Source organism: Acidovorax sp. FG48 (assembly GCF_057809085.1).
Map to the genome: position 1 here is coordinate 268120 of NZ_JBMDJH010000003.1, position 16990 is coordinate 285109.

14 protein-coding genes and 1 pseudogene are annotated in these 16990 nt (G+C 66.4%); 9 read left to right on the top strand and 6 right to left on the bottom strand.

What is annotated here, in order from left to right; genetic code table 11:
• Positions 1 to 110 precede the first annotated feature (110 nt).
• Positions 111 to 797: a DUF3334 family protein gene (locus ACODSU_RS06155; protein ID WP_488840863.1), complete on the bottom strand. Its 687-nt coding sequence runs from the start codon at positions 795 to 797 to the stop codon at positions 111 to 113.
• 167 nt (positions 798 to 964) lie between these two features.
• Between ACODSU_RS06155 and ACODSU_RS06160 the strand changes: the two genes are divergently transcribed.
• A complete protein-coding gene (locus tag ACODSU_RS06160) occupies positions 965 to 2149 on the top strand; it encodes an S-methyl thiohydantoin desulfurase domain-containing protein (protein WP_488840865.1) in 1185 nt (394 codons plus the stop codon).
• Between the two features lie 63 nt (positions 2150 to 2212).
• On the top strand, positions 2213 to 3262 hold the full coding sequence (locus tag ACODSU_RS06165; RefSeq protein ID WP_209817837.1) for a sensor domain-containing diguanylate cyclase: 1050 nt from the start codon (positions 2213 to 2215) through the stop codon (positions 3260 to 3262).
• Here the strand turns inward: ACODSU_RS06165 and ACODSU_RS06170 are convergent.
• The 3 genes from ACODSU_RS06170 to ACODSU_RS06180 form a co-directional block, all read right to left on the bottom strand.
• A complete protein-coding gene (locus ACODSU_RS06170; protein ID WP_291444834.1) occupies positions 3253 to 3714 on the bottom strand; it encodes a (2Fe-2S)-binding protein in 462 nt (153 codons plus the stop codon). The two genes, ACODSU_RS06165 and ACODSU_RS06170, sit on opposite strands and share 10 nt — an antisense overlap.
• A 20-nt stretch (positions 3715 to 3734) precedes the next feature.
• Positions 3735 to 6005, bottom strand: coding sequence for a xanthine dehydrogenase family protein molybdopterin-binding subunit (locus ACODSU_RS06175; protein WP_488840868.1), 2271 nt, complete (start codon positions 6003 to 6005; stop codon positions 3735 to 3737).
• A 226-nt stretch (positions 6006 to 6231) separates the two neighbouring features.
• Complete coding sequence (locus ACODSU_RS06180) at positions 6232 to 7416, bottom strand: MFS transporter (RefSeq protein WP_488840870.1); 1185 nt, start codon at positions 7414 to 7416, stop codon at positions 6232 to 6234.
• 416 nt (positions 7417 to 7832) lie between these two features.
• Between ACODSU_RS06180 and urtA the strand changes: the two genes are divergently transcribed.
• From urtA to urtE, 5 genes are all read left to right on the top strand, one after another.
• On the top strand, positions 7833 to 9095 hold the full coding sequence (gene urtA / locus ACODSU_RS06185; RefSeq protein WP_060984130.1) for an urea ABC transporter substrate-binding protein: 1263 nt from the start codon (positions 7833 to 7835) through the stop codon (positions 9093 to 9095).
• Positions 9096 to 9276: 181 nt separating this feature from the next.
• Positions 9277 to 10857: an urea ABC transporter permease subunit UrtB gene (urtB, locus tag ACODSU_RS06190; protein ID WP_488840872.1), complete on the top strand. Its 1581-nt coding sequence runs from the start codon at positions 9277 to 9279 to the stop codon at positions 10855 to 10857.
• Positions 10858 to 10877: 20 nt separating this feature from the next.
• Complete coding sequence (urtC, locus tag ACODSU_RS06195; protein WP_488840874.1) at positions 10878 to 12017, top strand: urea ABC transporter permease subunit UrtC; 1140 nt, start codon at positions 10878 to 10880, stop codon at positions 12015 to 12017.
• Positions 12014 to 12889 carry an urea ABC transporter ATP-binding protein UrtD gene (urtD, locus tag ACODSU_RS06200; protein WP_015012821.1) on the top strand — a complete coding sequence of 292 codons (876 nt, stop codon included), beginning with the start codon at positions 12014 to 12016 and terminating at the stop codon, positions 12887 to 12889. Before urtC ends, urtD begins: the two co-directional genes overlap by 4 nt.
• A gap of 76 nt (positions 12890 to 12965) precedes the next feature.
• A complete protein-coding gene (urtE, locus tag ACODSU_RS06205) occupies positions 12966 to 13658 on the top strand; it encodes an urea ABC transporter ATP-binding subunit UrtE (protein WP_488806390.1) in 693 nt (230 codons plus the stop codon).
• A 4-nt stretch (positions 13659 to 13662) separates the two neighbouring features.
• Here urtE and ACODSU_RS06210 read toward each other — a convergent pair whose 3' ends face one another.
• On the bottom strand, positions 13663 to 14523 hold the full coding sequence (locus ACODSU_RS06210; protein WP_488840877.1) for a phosphatase PAP2 family protein: 861 nt from the start codon (positions 14521 to 14523) through the stop codon (positions 13663 to 13665).
• Between the two features lie 327 nt (positions 14524 to 14850).
• Here ACODSU_RS06210 and ACODSU_RS06215 point away from each other — a divergent pair.
• Positions 14851 to 15225 (top strand): annotated as a pseudogene (locus ACODSU_RS06215) (diacylglycerol/lipid kinase family protein); the annotation flags it as partial.
• Here the strand turns inward: ACODSU_RS06215 and ACODSU_RS06220 are convergent.
• On the bottom strand, positions 15171 to 15788 hold the full coding sequence (locus ACODSU_RS06220; RefSeq protein ID WP_488841019.1) for a hypothetical protein: 618 nt from the start codon (positions 15786 to 15788) through the stop codon (positions 15171 to 15173). The pseudogene ACODSU_RS06215 and the gene ACODSU_RS06220 sit on opposite strands and share 55 nt — an antisense overlap.
• A gap of 194 nt (positions 15789 to 15982) precedes the next feature.
• Here ACODSU_RS06220 and ACODSU_RS06225 point away from each other — a divergent pair, with 194 nt between their 5' ends.
• Positions 15983 to 16771 (top strand): metallophosphoesterase family protein, encoded by a 789-nt coding sequence (locus tag ACODSU_RS06225; RefSeq protein ID WP_488840879.1) that lies wholly within the window; start codon positions 15983 to 15985, stop codon positions 16769 to 16771.
• Positions 16772 to 16990 lie beyond the last annotated feature (219 nt).

Here is a 16990-nt window from a genome sequence, read left to right on the forward strand (position 1 = left end):
CGCTGGGCCGCCCGGAGGGGCGCCGCAGCCACTCTGGGCGCTTCTTATGAACAAAATTGGCTGCAAGCGCTAGTGCATCATGCGCTGGCAGCTATCTTTTTTGTAGTGTTCTACATGCCCAGGGACTTGAGCAGCGCATCCGTGTCGTCCTGGCCAGCGGGCGGTGGGGCGGGCACGGGCGGGGCTTCTTGCGACTGGGCCATCAGTGCGTCCGGGTCGGGCGCCTCCTGCGCTTCAAAGTCGTAGAGCTTGATGAACTCGGTGCGGTCGATGGCGAGTTCGAGGTAGAAGATGTTGTTGTTGCTGGTGTAGAAGGTCACGCGCCGCGCCTCGGGCTTGTCGAGGTTGGCGTCCACCGACAGCTGCACCTGCTTGTTCAGCACCAGCATCTTGGGCTGGTTCTGCGTGATGTGGGTCTGCAGCTCGCGCCGCACCTTGCCGGTGAAGTCGCCCACCACCTGGTTCATCAGCTCGCCCATCACGTTGCTGACCTCGTCGGAGGTGTACGAACTGACCAGGTCATCCTTGGACATGCCCATGTTCAGCAGGTAGTTGGCGTACAGCTCCATCGCCGCCTGGCCTGAGAAATTGATGATCACCAGCCCCGAGAAGCCGCCGTCAAACAGCACAAAGCAGCCAATGTCGGGTTTCAGGCAGGTCTTGCTGATGCGCTGCACCATGCCGGAATAGTGGATCTGGCTGTGTGTAGCCACGCCCAGTACGCGGGTGACGGAGTTGCAAAGGCTGATCAAAAGGTCTTCGGTGCCGTAAACGGGGGATTTTTCGGGGGGGCTCATGGTGGGGGTAGCGGAAAACAACTTGGTGCACAGCATAGGCGATGATGCCGCCGTAAACCAGAGTGCAGGCCCTGCCGTGGTGCCGATCCCCCCGTGGTATCCCGGTCATTGACTTTCGACGGGGCTCGGATATCGTGCTTTTCATCCAAATAAGAGAGGGGGGCCCGATGGGCAATGTCTATTTCTATGGCCTGACCGATTTCCAGGCGATCGCCACCGGGGCGGCCGTGCTGGCCAGCGGCGGTGGTGGCAGTTACCAAGACGCATGCGCCATCGTGCAGCAGCTGGCAGACCAGGGCTACTCCGGCACGGTGCAGGTGCAGGACTACGACGGCGCCACCAACGCCTGTGTGCTGGCCATCATGGGCTCGCCCGACGCGGCCGACAACCTCACCCTCACGGCGGTGCAGAACTCCATCAGCAACACCGTGGCCGTGATGCAGGCGTACACCGGCATGCAGCCGGGCGCCTTCATCCCGGTGGAGATCGGGCCCATCAATTCGCTGGTGCCGCTGATTGGCGCGGCCATGTCGGGCGGCAGCATCTGGGTGGTCAATGGCGACGGCGCGGGCCGCGCAGTGCCCGAGCTGCCCCAGACCACCTTCACCGCCCCCACAGGACCCGCGCCCAGCCCCGCTGTGCTGGCCAGCGATGCGTCCACGCTGGCGGCGGCGGAGTATGCGGTGCTGGGCTCTCCCACGGCGTCGGGCATCGAGTCGCTGGCGGGCGGGGTTGTGGGCGGTTTTGGCGGGTACTCGGGCATTGCGATGTGGCCCTCCAACGCGGGCAATCAGTTCGCGTTGTCGGGCAGCTACATCCCGGGCACGCTGGAGCAGGCACGCCAGCTGGGCCTGCAGCTCTTGCAGGCGGTCACGCCGCTCAGCACCCAGGCCGTGGCGGCGGGTATCCAGAACCTCACCGGCCGTGCGGCGCGCGCGGTGGTCACGAACTTTTTCATGACCTCGGTCACCCAGTCCACCTCCAGCGCGTCGCTGGACTCGGGCATCATCCGGCTGGACAATGCGCCAGACCCGGCCCAGAGCACCGAGACGCATTACCTGTACAACCTCAACGAGAACCTGATCATGTATTCGGCGGCGAGCACCACCCCCGACATCATCGCGCCCGACTCGATCTGCTACTACTCCGAGAGCACAGGGCGGGGGTTCTCCAACGCCAGCGACGACCTGGCCCAGTATTTCGATGCCAAAACGGGCCGCAGCACCGGCAACCAGGTGAGCGTGATTGCGGTGCAGACGGCGCCCCAGCTCTACAACACCCCCGGTGTGGTGGCCTCCTTTGCGGCGCTGCTGCGCAATATCGGTTACGCGGGCGGCATGCCCCCCGCCTGATTCCTGAAGCCCGCGCCGACGCACGAGAGAAACGGAACGCTGTGAAAAAAGGTGGTCATTGCCATGGGTGAGGCGGACCTGAACAAGGAGCGGCTGGAGCTGGCCCTGGAGGCCGCCGGGCTTGACCTGTGGGAGAACGACCTCATCACCGGCAACGTCACGCGCAAGGCGACCAAGACGTTTGAAGAGCTGGGCTTCACCGAAGACGAAATCGTCTCGGGCGTGCAGGACATCTATGGCCTGTTCCATCCCGACGACATCGACACCGTGCGCCGGGCCGTGGCCGACCACCTGACGGGCGTCACGCCCCAGTACCGGTGCGAGTTCAGGCTGCGGTCCAAGAGTGGCGAGTGGATCTGGTTTGCCAACTATGGCCGCATCATGGACGGCCACAGCGAGACCCCTGGCAAGCGCTTGATCGGCGTCACTTTCAACATCCACGACCGCAAGTGCCGCGAGACCGAGATCGCCCAGATCAACCAGCAGCTCACCGAGCAGAACCGTCTGCTGCAGCAGCTCAACGCCACGCTGGAGCGGCTGGCCGCCAATGACTCGCTCACAGGCCTGTCCAACCGGCGCACGCTCATGGAGCTGGGCGCCAAGGAGGCCAAACGCACCGAACGCTTCGGCCACCCGATGTCCTTGCTGGTGGCGGACATCGACCTGTTCAAGTCCGTCAACGACATGTACGGCCACCTGGCTGGAGACCGTGTGATCTGCGCCGTGGCCCAGGTGTGCGCGGCGCGCAAGCGCAGCGGTGTGGACATCGTTGCGCGGTTTGGGGGCGAGGAGTTCGTCATCGTGCTGCCCGAGACCGATGGCCCTAGCGCGCTGCAAGTGGCCGAGTCACTGCGCCGCGAGGTCGAGACCCTGCTAGTGTGCGTGGGCGACGAAGGGCAGGAGGTGGCCGTTACCGTGAGCATTGGCGTGGCCACGCTGCATCAGGGCTCGGGCATGAGTTTTGAAGAGCTCGTCAACCGCGCCGACCAGGCCCTCTACCAAGCCAAGGGTACAGGGCGCAATGCCGTGTACTGCGCCGACATGCCACCTGCTGAAGGGGGCGTGGTCGAGCAGGTTCCGCTCGACCTGGGAGGGGGGGGCTCTCAGCCCTGAGGCCCCCGCGCCGCCTGGTGGATCGCCGCCCGGATGCGCGGGTAGGTGCCGCAGCGGCAGGCATTGCCCGACATGGCGGCGTCGATGTCGGCATCGGTGGGCTGCGGGGTTTTCTTCAATAGTGCGCAGGCCGACATCAGCTGCCCGCTCTGGCAGTAGCCGCACTGCGCCACATCCACCGCCGTCCATGCCGTGCGCAGCGCGGTGGCTTCGGGGCCCTGCAGGCCCTCGATGGTGGTGACCTGGGCATTGCCCACGGCCGACAGGGGCGTGATGCATGCGCGCACCGGCTCGCCGTTCAGGTGCACCGTGCAGGCGCCACACAGCGCCATGCCGCAGCCAAACTTGGTGCCGTTCATCTGCAGCTCGCCGCGCAGCACCCACAGCAGGGGCGTGTCGGGTTCGGCGTTGACGGCGACGGATTGGCCGTTGAGGTTCAGGGTCGTGGTCATGGGGGCTCCGGTGCGTCGGGTCAGCTGAGCTTGAGCGGCAGCGCGCGCAGGCGCTGGCCGGTGAGGGCAAACAAGGCATTGGCCACGGCGGGTGCAATGGGCGGCACGCCGGGCTCGCCCACGCCCTCGGGGGGCTCGGCGCTGGCGATGATGTGGGTCTCCACGCGGGGGCAGTCGGCCATGCGCAGCAGGGGGTAGTCGTGCAGGTTGCTCTGCTGCACCTGGCCGTCTTTGATCGTCACTTCGCCCCACAGCGCAGCGGTGAGGCCATAGACCACGGCGCTTTCCATCTGCTGGGCAATGAGGTTGGGGTTGATGGCCGCGCCGCAGTCGATCACGCACACCACGCGGTGCACGCGGATGGCCTTGTCGGCGCCCACCGACACCTCGGCCACCTGCGCGACGATGGAGCCGAACGACTGGTGCAGCGCCACGCCGCGCGCCCGTTGCACGCCCGACGCATCCGGCGGCAAGGGCTGGCCCCAGCCCGCCAGCTCGGCCGCTTTTTGCAGCACCTTCAGGTGGCGCGGGTGTTTTTGCAGCAGCGCGGCGCGGAAGGCCACCGGGTCCTTCTTGGCGGCATGGGCCGCTTCGTCCACAAAACTCTCTTTGAAGAACGCCTGGTGCGAATGCCCCACCGAGCGCCAGAAGCCCACGGGCAGCGGCAGGTCGATGATCTCGTGGGCAATGCGTGCGTGGGGCCACTCGTAGGGCTGGTCGAACGCGCCTTCGGACGTGGTCTTGTCCGGCCCCGCGCCCGGCAGGCCAAAGGTGCGGGCCAGCACCTGCGGCACGATGGCCTGACCGGCCGACACGTTGTGCCAGGCCACCAGTTGGCCCTGTGCGTCCAGCCCGGCCTTGAACCGGGCCACGCAGGCGGGGCGGTAGAAGTCGTGCTGCAGGTCCTGCTCGCGGGACCACAGCGTCTGCACCGGCGCGCCGCCCGCGGCCTTGGCAATGGCGGCGGCCTGGGCCACATAGTCCACCTCCAGCCGCCGGCCAAAGCCACCGCCCAGCAGCAGCTGGTGCACGGTCACCTTGGTGTCGTCGATGCCCAGGGCCTTGGCGGCCGCCATGCGCGCCAGGCCCGGCACCTGGGTGGATGTCCACACGCTGGCCGCGCCATCCTTGAACTGCACGGTGCAGTTGATGGGCTCCATGGTGGCGTGGGCCAGGTAAGGCGCGCGGTAGTCGGCAGTGAGGGTGGTTGCAGCGCCTTGCAGGGCCTGGTCCACATCGCCCACGCTGTGGTAGCCAAAGCCTTGGGCCTGGTCCAGCGCCTGGGTCAGCTGGGTCATGACGGCGGCGCTCGACAGCGTGGCGGCGGGGCCATGGTCCCACTGCACGGTGACTGCGGCGGCGGCCTTCTTGGCGTGCCAGGGCGTGTCGGCAATCACGGCCACGCCGCCAGTGCCGCCGTGGTACGGCGCTACGGCCAGCACCTGCTTCACCCCGGGCATTTTTTGCGCGGCTGCGCCATCGAACTGGACTACTTTGCCGCCCCGCGTGGGGCACATCACCACGCTGGCGTACAGCAGGCCGGGCGGGTGGGCATCGATGCCAAACACCGCACTGCCGTCGAGCTTGGAGGGCGCCTCGATGCGGGTGAGCGGCTTGCCGATCAGCTTGAATTCAGCAGGCGCCTTGAGGGGCACCTTGCCTGGAGGCGGCTGCTGCGCCGCCAGTGCGGCCAGCTCGCCAAACGTGGCGCGCTGGCCTGCCGCATGTTCCACCACGCCGGCGTTGACCTTGCATTCGGCGGCCTGCACCTTCCATTGCACGGCCGCTGCGTTGATGAGCATGGCGCGGGCGTGGGCACCGGCCTCGCGCATGGGGCGCCACAGGTCCTTGATGCTGCTGGAGCCACCCGTCATCATCACGCCCACTTCGCGCATGGTCTTGGCGGTCAGCCAGCCCGCCACGGCCTTGATGGAGCCGTCGTTGTCGGGGTGGAACGGCAGGCCGTCCACCACCGTGGCCAGGTTGTTGTAGATGTCGTCGATGGGCGCCATCTCCAGCCGCACCTGGGCCCAGTCGGCGTCCAGCTCTTCCGCCAGGATGGCGGCCAGCCCGGTGTGCGCGCCCTGGCCCATTTCGGACTTGGCCATCATCACCGTCACCGTGTTGTCGGCGGCTACCTTGAGCCAGCCATTCAGCGCCACCTGGCCTGTGCCCTGGGGCAGGGGCTGCGCGGTGTGCAGCCGCTGGCGCGGGGGCACCACGCCCCAGCCGATGACCAGCGCGCCGGCTGTTGCGGCGCCACCGAGGAGCACTGTGCGTCGTTTCACCATGGGTTGTCCTTGCCGTTGCGGAGGACCTGCGGGTGTGTCCAGCCGTTGGGCTGCCATCCTATCGCCGTGCGCGGGCGAACGCTGTACGCCCATGTCGGCTATGCGACGCAGCGCGGCAGGCGGATGGGGCACAGGCCGATACGGGCGAAAGCGAAAAAAAGCCCTGCCGGGTGAGCCGGGCGGGGCCTGTGGCCTGGGGGCTGCGGGCCGCTGCAGGGCCTGACCGTCAGACCGCCTTGCAGTCGGCCAGCACGGGCGCCTGGGCAGCGGGCTGCCGGTCCAGCCAGGCGATATACGCCGTGAGCGCCAGCGCACTCAGCGTGACAGCAGCCGCCACCAGCGGAATGACCTGCAGCGACCATCCGGCCGTGATGACTGCGCCCCCCAGCCAGGCCCCGATGGCATTGCCCAGATTGAACGCACCGATGTTGAGTGTGGACGCAAGGCTGGGTGCATCGCCCGCCTGCGACACCACCCGAGCCTGCAGCGGCGTGCCCGCTGCGAACGACACCATGCCCCACACCACCACGGTGACGATGGCGGGCCACAGCCACGCGCTGGTGAACGAAAACGCCGCCAGCACCCCCGCCAGCACGGCGAAGATGCCCATCAGCGAGGGCAGCAGCTTCCAGTCCGCCAGGCGGCCGCCCAGCAGGTTGCCAATGGTCAGGCCCACGCCGCACAGCAGCAGCACGCCACTCACGTTCTGGGGCGATACGCCGGTCACGTCGCGCAGGATGGGTGTGATGTAGGTGAACAGCGTGAACATGCTGGTGGAGGCCAACACGCTCACCGCCAGCGCCAGCCACACCTGGCGGATGCGCAGCACGCGGAACTCGCCCAGCGCGCTGCCGCTGCTCTGGTGGCGCAGGTGCGGCACCCAGCGCACCACGGCCGCCACGGCCAGCACCCCAATCGCCACCACTGCCCAGAAGGTGGAGCGCCAGCCCAGGTGCTGGCCCAACAACGTGCCCAGCGGTACGCCCAGCACGTTGGCCAGCGTGAGCCCGGTGAACATCAGCGCCATGGCCTGGGCGCGCTTGTGCGGCGCCACCACGCTGGCCGCCACCACGGCACCAATGCCAAAAAACGCCGCGTGGCAGAACGAGGTGACCACACGCGCCACCATCAGCCACGCATAACTGGGCGCCAACGCGCAGCCCACATTGCCGATGATGAACAGCACCATCAGCCAGGTCAGCGTGGTCTTGCGCGGCCAGCGCGCGGTGGCCACCGCCAGCAGCGGCCCACCCACGGCCACGCCCAGGGCGTAGGCCGACACCAGCATGCCGGCGGCGGGGATGGAGACGGACAGGTCACCCGCCACTTCGGGCAGCAGCCCCAGGATCGCGAATTCGGTGGTGCCAATGCCAAAAGCGGCAATGGCCAGGGCCAGCAAAGGGAGGTTCATGGAGCGCAGCGGGGCAGAAGGGCGGCAACCGGGCCCATGGAGGCCTGGCGCGCGAAGATTAGGGAAAACCCGCAGATTCTACGGAGACTCCACAACCTTCGCTGGTCAAGGTTTTTGAATGAAATTGGCCGGTAGCGCCAGTGATATATGCAGCATCAGCTATCTTTTTGATAGTGATCGCGTTGCCGTCTCCGGCTCCCCTGTTGCGCCTGTCGTTGGCAGTGAGATGCCGCGCAACGGCCCCGTGGGAAGCAGCCCCGCAGCGGTGCGTGTACGCCACCCGGCGTATTTCGCCAATGGGCCCCGCTCTCCAGAATCCATTCCATCGCCCGATCGAATGCGGCTCCACACCGGGGCCCGCCGGGCGAAGCGGTTTGATTGATTCCCTGATTGAAACCACCACCGGAGAAGCACACATGCAACGTCGTTATTCCCTCAAGGCCCTCGCGGCCGTCGCTACGCTCGCTGGCCTGTCTGCGCTGCCAGCCCATGCCCAGGACACGATCAAGGTCGGCATCCTGCACAGCCTGTCGGGCACCATGGCCATCTCTGAGACCGTGCTGAAAGACACCGTGCTCATGGCGATCGACGAGATCAATGCCAAGGGCGGCGTGCTGGGCAAGAAGCTCGAACCCGTGGTGGTGGACCCGGCCTCCAACTGGCCTCTGTTTGCCGAAAAGACCAAGCAGCTGCTGGGCCAGGACAAGGTCTCGGTCATCTTCGGCTGCTGGACCTCGGTGTCGCGCAAGTCGGTGCTGCCTGTCGTGGAAGAAATGAACGGCCTGCTGTTCTACCCCGTGCAGTATGAGGGCGAGGAACTGTCCAAGAACGTGTTCTACACCGGTGCCGCGCCCAACCAGCAGGCCATCCCTGCGGTGGACTACCTGATGAGCAAGGACGGCGGCGGTGCCAAGCGCTGGGTGCTGCTGGGCACCGACTATGTGTACCCCCGCACCACCAACAAGATCCTGCGCGCCTACCTCAAGAGCAAGGGCGTGAAGGATTCGGACATCGATGAAAAGTACACCCCCTTCGGCCACTCTGACTACCAGACCATCGTGGCCGACATCAAGAAGTTCAGCCAGGGCGGCAAGACGGCCGTGGTCTCCACCATCAATGGCGACTCCAACGTGCCCTTCTACAAGGAACTGGGCAACGCCGGCCTGAAGGCCAAGGATGTGCCGGTGGTGGCCTTCTCGGTGGGTGAAGAAGAACTGCGCGGCGTGGACACCAAGCCGCTGGTGGGCCACCTGGCCGCCTGGAATTACTTCCAGTCCATCAAGAGCCCTGAGAACACCGCCTTCATCAAGAAGTGGAGCGACTACGCCAAGGCCAAGGGTATTGCCGGCCACAAGGACAAGCCGCTCACCAACGACCCGATGGAAGCCACCTACATCGGCATCAACATGTGGAAGCAAGCGGTTGAAAAGGCCAAGAGCACCGATGTGGACAAGGTGATCGCCGCCATGGCCGGCCAGACCTTCAAGGCACCGTCGGGCATCGTGAGCAAGATGGACGAGAAGAACCACCACCTGCACAAGAGCGTGTTCATCGGCGAAATCAAGGCCGACGGTCAGTTCAACGTGGTGTGGAAGACCCCTGGCCCCGTGAAGGCCAAGCCATGGTCGCCTTACATCGAAGGCAACGACAAGAAGAAGGACGAGCCTGAAAAGAAGTGACACCCCCCTGAGGCGCTAGCGCGCCTTCACCCCCTCTCTCACGCTGCGCGTGGGAGGGGGGACGCCCCCAGCGCACGCAAGCGAAGCGCCGCATGCGCGGCTAGGCGGCCCTTGCGTGGGGACGCTGGCATGGGCCCTGCCCTCTGCATGGGCCTTTGCATATTGACCGACTGGCCCCTCCATGAATTTCTCTTTCATACCTCGCCTCTTTGTCTGCCTTTTGCTTTACGCAACTGCGCAGGCACATGCACTCACTGCCGAGCAGGCCCTGGCCATGGCCGCTGGCGACACCGACGACCGCGTGGCCGCCGTGCAGCAGGCCGTGGTCGACCCCAGCGAGCGCACCGCTGCCTTCCTGCAGGCACTGGCCGATGATGCGGTGAAGGTGGCCGGTGGCAAGACCCTGATCGTGCGGGACGACAAGGGCATCGACCCCGTCACCGGCGCCGAGGTGCCACTGCCTGCCGATGCCGAAGACATCATCAACAACAACCGCATGCGCGGCGAGATCGACACGGCCCTGGCGGGCCTGGCGCTGTTTGGCAAGGACGAAGCCCAGCGCATGGCCGCCGCCAAGGCACTGACCAAAGAGCCTGACGCAGGCCGCCTGCCGCTGCTCGATAAAGCCCTGGCGCAGGAAACCAGCGACAAGATCAAGGCCCAGCTGCAGCTGGCGCGTGCCGCCACCTTGCTGGGCAGCGACGATGCGGCGCAGCGCATCGCTGCCGCGCAGGCCCTGTCGGCCAGCGCCACGCCCGATACGCGCCTGCTGCTGAACGAGCGCGTGGCGGTGGAAGAAGACGCCAAGGTCAAGGCTGCCCTGCAGGCCGCGCTGCGCACCCTGGACGACCAATTGGCCTGGGGCGAGCGCTTGGGCGCTGCGTTTTCGGGCATCAGCCTGGGCTCCATCCTGCTGCTGGTGGCCTTGGGCCTGGCCATCACCTACGGCCTCATGGGCGTGATCAACATGGCCCACGGCGAGCTGATGATGATCGGCGCCTACGCCACCTACGTGGTGCAGGGCGTGTTCCAGAAGTTCTTTCCAGGCGCTTTCGACTGGTACCTGGTGGCTGCGGTGCCGCTGGCCTTTCTCACCTCGGCCCTCGTGGGCGCGGTGCTGGAGCGTGGCGTGCTGCGCTTTCTGTACGGCCGCCCGCTGGAGACGCTGCTCGCCACCTGGGGCATCAGTCTGGTGCTGATGCAGCTGGTGCGCAGCCTGTTTGGCGCGCAGAACGTGGGCGTGGAAAACCCCGCGTGGATGAGCGGTGGTGTGCAGGTGCTCTCCAACCTCACGCTGCCTTACAACCGCCTCGTCATCATCGGCTTTGCCATCGCGGTGCTGCTGGGGATGGGCTACCTGATTGGCCGCACGCGCCTGGGCTTGTTCGTGCGCGGGGTGACGCAAAACCGCCCCATTGCCTCGTGCATGGGCGTGAACACGGCCCGCATCGACACCATGGCCTTTGCGCTGGGCTCGGGCATTGCAGGCCTGGCCGGTTGCGCGCTGAGCCAGGTGGGCAATGTGGGGCCTGACCTGGGTCAGAGCTACATCGTCGATGCCTTCATGGTGGTGGTGCTGGGTGGCGTGGGCCAGCTGGCGGGCACGGTGTATGCCGCGCTGGGCCTGGGCATTTTGAACAAGTTCCTTGAAGGCTGGGCAGGCGCCGTGCTGGCCAAGATTGCGGTGCTGGTGTTCATCATCATCTTCATCCAGAAGCGGCCCCAAGGCATCTTCGCGGTCAAAGGGCGTACGGCCGACTGAAGCATCAGAGACGACAGATCATGACTACGCCAACCTCTCCCAACCTCCAATTGCCCGCACCGGCGCCGCTGCTCACGCGCGGCGGCTGGTCGGCCTTCATCGTGGCGCTCATCGTGGTGTGCGCCGTCGCACCGGTGCTCAACCTGTGGGTGCCTGCAGGCAGCGTGTTCCACCTGTCGGACTACGCCGTGGCGTTGCTCGGCAAGATCATGTGCTACGCCATCTGCGCGCTGGCCATGGACCTGATCTGGGGCTACACAGGCATCCTGAGCCTGGGCCACGGCCTGTTCTTTGCGCTGGGTGGCTACGTGATGGGCATGTACCTCATGCGCCAGATCGGCCGCGACGGAAACTACAAGAGCGACCTGCCGGACTTCATGGTGTTCCTTGACTGGAAGGAACTGCCCTGGCACTGGGCGCTGTCCGACAGCTTCGTTGCCACGCTGATCCTCATCGTGGCCGTGCCGGGCGTGATTGCGTTTGTTTTCGGCTACTTCGCCTTCCGCTCGCGCATCAAGGGCGTGTACTTCTCCATCATTACGCAGGCCATGACGTATGCGGCCATGCTGCTGTTCTTCCGCAACGAGACGGGCTTTGGCGGCAACAACGGGTTCACCGACTTCAAGCGCATCCTGGGCACACCCATTGCCACGCAGAACATGCGCATGACGCTGTTTGTGCTGACGGGCATCACGCTGCTGGGCTTCTTTTTGCTGGCCCGCTGGCTGGTGCGCAGCAAGTTCGGCCGCGTGCTGCAGGCCGTGCGCGATGCCGAAAGCCGCGTCATGTTCTCGGGCTACTCGCCGCTGCCCTACAAGCTCACCATCTGGACCATTAGCGCCATGATGTGTGGCGTGGCGGGCGCGCTGTATGTGCCCCAGGTCGGCATCATCAACCCGGGTGAGATGAGTGCTGCCAACTCCATCGAGATCGCCGTGTGGGCGGCCGTGGGCGGCCGCGCCACGCTCCTCGGGCCCATTGTGGGTGCGTTCATCGTCAACGGGGCCAAGAGCTGGCTCACGGTGACCGCGCCAGAGTTCTGGCTGTACTTTCTGGGTGCGCTGTTCATTGCCGTGACGCTGTTCCTGCCCGATGGTGTGGTGGGCCTGGTCAAGAAGCTCAAAGCAAAAATGACAACCACGAAGGGAGCTGCGCAATGACGCCCGATCTGATGGAAGAAGGCGCGCGGCGGCTGCAGAAGACGCTAGCGCCCGCTGTACTGGGCCAGACCGAATCGGGCGGCCGCGCGGCAGGCTTCTCGCGCGTGGCGGTGCCGGGCGAGGTGGATGTGACCCATGGCCGCATCTTGTACCTGGAAGACGTGCACGTGAGCTTTGACGGCTTCAAGGCCATCAACGGCCTGAGCCTGGACATCGCCCCGGGCGAGCTGCGCTGCATCATCGGCCCCAACGGCGCGGGCAAGACGACGATGATGGACATCATCACTGGCAAGACGCGGCCTGACAAAGGCACGGTGTTTTTCGGCTCCACGATTGACCTGTTGCGCCACAACGAGCCCGAGATCGCCAGCCTGGGCATTGGCCGCAAGTTCCAGAAGCCCACGGTGTTCGAGCAGCTCAGCGTGTTTGAGAACCTGGAGCTGGCGCTCAAGACCCACAAGGGCGTGAAGTCCAGCATGTTCTTCCGGCTCGACTCCGCGCAGTCGGACCGTCTGGCCGAGATCCTGCACACCATCCACCTGGCCGACAGCGTCACGCGCCAGTCGGGCAACCTGAGCCACGGGCAGAAGCAGTGGCTGGAGATTGGCATGCTGCTGATGCAGGACCCCAAGCTGCTGCTGCTGGACGAACCGGTGGCGGGCATGACGGACGAAGAAACAGCGCGCACGGCCGAGCTGTTCCTCACGCTCAAGGGCAAACACTCGCTCATGGTGGTGGAGCACGACATGGGCTTCATCCGCACCATCTCCGAAAAAGTGACGGTGCTGTGCGATGGCTCGGTGCTGGCCGAAGGCACGCTCGACCAGGTGCAGGCCGACGAGCGCGTGATCGAGGTGTACCTCGGCCGGTGAAGGTATTCACTATCAACAGTATAGCTGCCAGCGCATATGGAACTAGCGTTAGCGGCCCAAAACACTCCAAGTCACCATGCTCACCGTCCAGAACATCAACCAGTACTACGGCGGCTCCCACATCCTGCGTGACGTGAGCCTCACCGCCACCCCGGGCAAGGTCACCGTACTGCTCGGCCGCAACGGCGTGGGCAAGACCACGCTGCTCAAAAGCCTGATGGGCCTGGTGCCCATCAAGAGTGGCTCCATCCAGTTCGATGGCAAGCCCATCGACAAGGCCACGCCCTACGACCGGGCGCGTGCCGGCATCGGCTTTGTGCCCCAAGGCCGCGAAATCTTCGGCCGCCTCACCGTGGAAGAAAACCTGCGCATGGGCCTGGCCTACAAAAGCGGCTCCACCCCCGTGCCCCCGCACCTGTACGAGCTGTTCCCCGTGCTCAAGCAAATGCTCAAGCGCCGGGGCGGTGACCTGTCGGGCGGACAACAGCAGCAGCTCGCCATCGCCCGCGCCTTGGCCCCCGGCCCGCGTTTGCTGATCCTGGACGAGCCCACCGAGGGCATCCAGCCCAGCATCATCAAGGACATCGGCCGCGTGATCCGCATGCTGGCCGACCAGGGCGAGATGGCCATCCTGCTGTGCGAGCAGTACTACGACTTTGCGCAGGAGCTGGCCGACGAGTACTTGGTGATGGAGCGCGGCGAGGTCATCGCACGCGGGCCGGGCAGCGAGATGGAAGCCAAGGGCATTCGCAACCTCGTGGCGATCTGAAGGCTCAGAGGCGTTGCGCTGCAGCGGTGGCAAGGGCCGGACTGCGCCAGCGCGACACGCTCTCCATGATCAGCACCGTGCACACCATCCAGGTGCCACCCAGTAGCCAGCCCGCCAGCACATCGCTGGCGTAGTGCACGTGCAGCACCACGCGGCTCCAGCCGGTGGTGAAGATCAGCGCACCGGCCAGCATCACCGCAGGCAGGTGCCATGCACGGGGCAAGAGCCGCGTGGCCAGATAGGCCAGCATGGCGTATGCCACCATCGATGCACTGCTGTGCCCGCTGGGAAAGCTGTAGCCGCTGGCCTCCGCAATGCCGTGCGTGTGCTCGGGCCGCACGCGCTCGAACAGATTCTTCAGCACCTTGGTCAGCGCGCCGTTGCCCGCCATGGCCACCAGCCAGCCGGTGGCCAGCAGGCGGTGCCGGCGCAGCCATAGCGCGGCAGCCACGCCCAGCGCCAGGGCGGTCAGCACCCAGGTGTCGCCCAGGTGGGTGAGGGTGGCAAACCATTGCAGTACGGCGGCCGATGCCTGCGCTTGCAGGCTGGCGGCCAGTGCGTCGTCCAACGCGCCCCAGTACCCTTGGGCGCTACCGCTTTCGGCCAGCTCTGCCAGGGTGGCACCCGCCAGCACCAGCGTGCAGGCCGAGGCCGCCATGGCCGCCACCAATACCCAGCGGGCCTGGGGTGGAAACACGCGGCCCAGCGGCGCGCCCACATGCTGCCGCAGGCTGCGCAAGCCGGTCAACGCGGCGATGCCCAGCAGGGTAAACGCCACTGCGCCAGCCATCCACCAGCCCAGGGGGTGCTGCGCCAGCAGGGCACCCAGGTCGGTGGCAGCCAGGGCGCTGGAGGTCGTGGTCATGGAGATCGCAGGTCCTTTCTCTTTTGGGGCACCCGCAACGTGCAGGGGCTCAGTGACAGAAGCCGGGGTTGTACTGAAGTTCCCAGCATCCCGCCGTGCGGTGGGTGTATTGGGGCCTGCGAATCTGTCCACGGCGCGGTTGTCGGCGTTGGCTGACAGGCGCATGGCGTGGCTACCGGCTGCGCCGCGCGTGATGGTTTGTCACCATGGAGTGCCCTGCAGTCCGTAAGGGCTTGCCGGTAGTGGGGTGGGCATGTGGGCCTGCCCGGCCGCTGCGATTTGTTCTGCGCGCTGTGGGGTTGCTCTTGTTTGTTGCAGAGTTTTTGCATGACACCTTCGGAACACAACCTTCCCCCCCAGCCCCGTGGCACCATCCACCTGGTGGTGCCTCAGCGGCCCGGTGCCGACCTGGACCTGCTGCGCGCCAAGCTGGAGGGCGTGCCCGCCTTGCAGACGCACGATGTGGTCTGGCATGTGCCCGACCGCCGTGCAGACATCGTGCAGCTGGCCGAGCGTGCTGCCCAGGCCGCACAGGATGACGGCGGGCTGTTGGTAGCCGCCGGGGGCGACGGCACCATCAACGCCGTGGCGTCGGCCGCGCTGCGCGCCGGGGTACCGCTGGGGGTGGTGCCCATGGGCACCTTCAACTATTTCAGCCGCGAGCACGGTCTGGCGCTGGACCCGGAAACCGCCGTGCAGGACCTGCTGCAGGCCCTGCATGCGGGCGACCTGCGGCCGGTGCAGGTGGGGTTTGTGAACCGGCGCATGTTTGTGGTCAACGCCAGCGTGGGCCTGTACCCCAAGATGCTGGCCGACCGCGAGATGGCATCGCGCCGCTTTGGCCGCAAGCGCTGGGTGGCCGTGGCAGCGGCGGTGTGGAGCCTGTTCCGCCCCGCGTCGGGCCGCCGCTGGCGCGTGGTGATGAAGACGCACCAGGGCGCCGAGGCGCAGCAGGAAGAGCACCTGGTCACCACCCTGTTTGTGGGCAACAACCCCTTGCAGCTGGACCGCATGGGCTTGCCGCAGGCGCAGAAGGTGGCCGATGGTGGGCACCTGGCCGTGGTCATGCTCAAGCCGCAAGGGCGCTGGGCCATCGCCCGCACGGTGTGGAATGCCGCCACCGGCCAGCTCGACAAGGACAACGCGGTGGTCAGCATGGCTTGTTCGGAGCTGTCGGTGGCTCCCGCCAGCTGGCGCCCACCGCAGGTCAAGGTGGCATTTGACGGCGAGCGGGAATGGATGGCGCCTCCCCTGCATTTCCGCATCAGTGTGCGGCCACTGTGGCTGGTGGCGCCGAGTCAACTTGCGCGTGACGGTGCATCGCAGACCCCACCGCCTGAAGAAGCCACGGCTTTTGTCCCTGCCGACACGCCCGCGCCGGGCGCCACCCCCGCACCCGGCCTGCTGCCTGCTTGATGGAGTGACCCTTGCGCCCGCCCACCCCGCGCCGCCCCCTGCCATGACGGTTCTGATGCACCTGTCCGACCTGCACTTCGGTGCGCACGACCCGGTGGTGTGCGCAGCTGTGCAGCGGCTGGCACAACGCCTGGGCGTGGCGATGGTGGTGGTGTCGGGCGACCTCACGCAGCGCGCCACGGCCGAGCAGTTTGAACAGGCCGCGCGGTTTGTGCAGGGCCTGCATGCGCGCAGCAATCTGGTGCTGGCGGGCAACCACGACCTGCCCCTGTTCGCGTGGTGGATGCGCTGGGGCCGGTCGTACGAACGATTCTCGGAGCAGTTCGGCATGGACCAGGAGCCCGTGCGGCAGATGGGGGCGTTCTACGTGGTGGGCGTGAACACCACACGCGCCTGGCGGCACGAGCGCGGCAGCCTGTCGTCCGCCCAGATCGAGCATGTGGCGCTGCTGCTGGCGCGGGCGCCCCCTGGCGCATGGCGCATCGTGGCCAGCCACCATCCCCTGGTGGCCCGCGATGCCGAGGATCGCGACCACCGCCCCCACCGCGCAGACGAAGCCGTCGAGCGCTGGCGCATTGCCGGCGCGCAAATGCTGCTGTCCGGCCACGTGCACCAGCCGCGCCTGCTGCAGCCCTTGCCCGGGCTGTGGGCCAGCAGCGCAGGCACGGCGGTGTCGCACCGCCTGCGGCACGGCAGCCCCAACAGCCTGGTGGTGCTCAGCACCGAGGCATCGGGCGCCGCACTGCACGGTCAGGCAAGGGTGGCGGCCCGGTGGGACTATGACGGCGCGGTGGGCGAGTTTGTGTGTGTGGACCGGGTGAGCGCCGGGTGAAGGTGGGGAATCTGTCGATTGCTACATAAATAATAGCTATTGGCGCATGTGGTTCTAGCGCTTGAAGCCAAAAACACTCCAAATCACCCTCTGACAGCACTGGGACGCTGCTCGCGTTCTCCGCACATCAGTTTTTTGATGGTGAGTAGTTGCCATGGCGCTCGCTGTTGCTGCTTTGCCCGGAGTGTTTTCACCGGTTGACCAGCCGTGAGGCGGCGC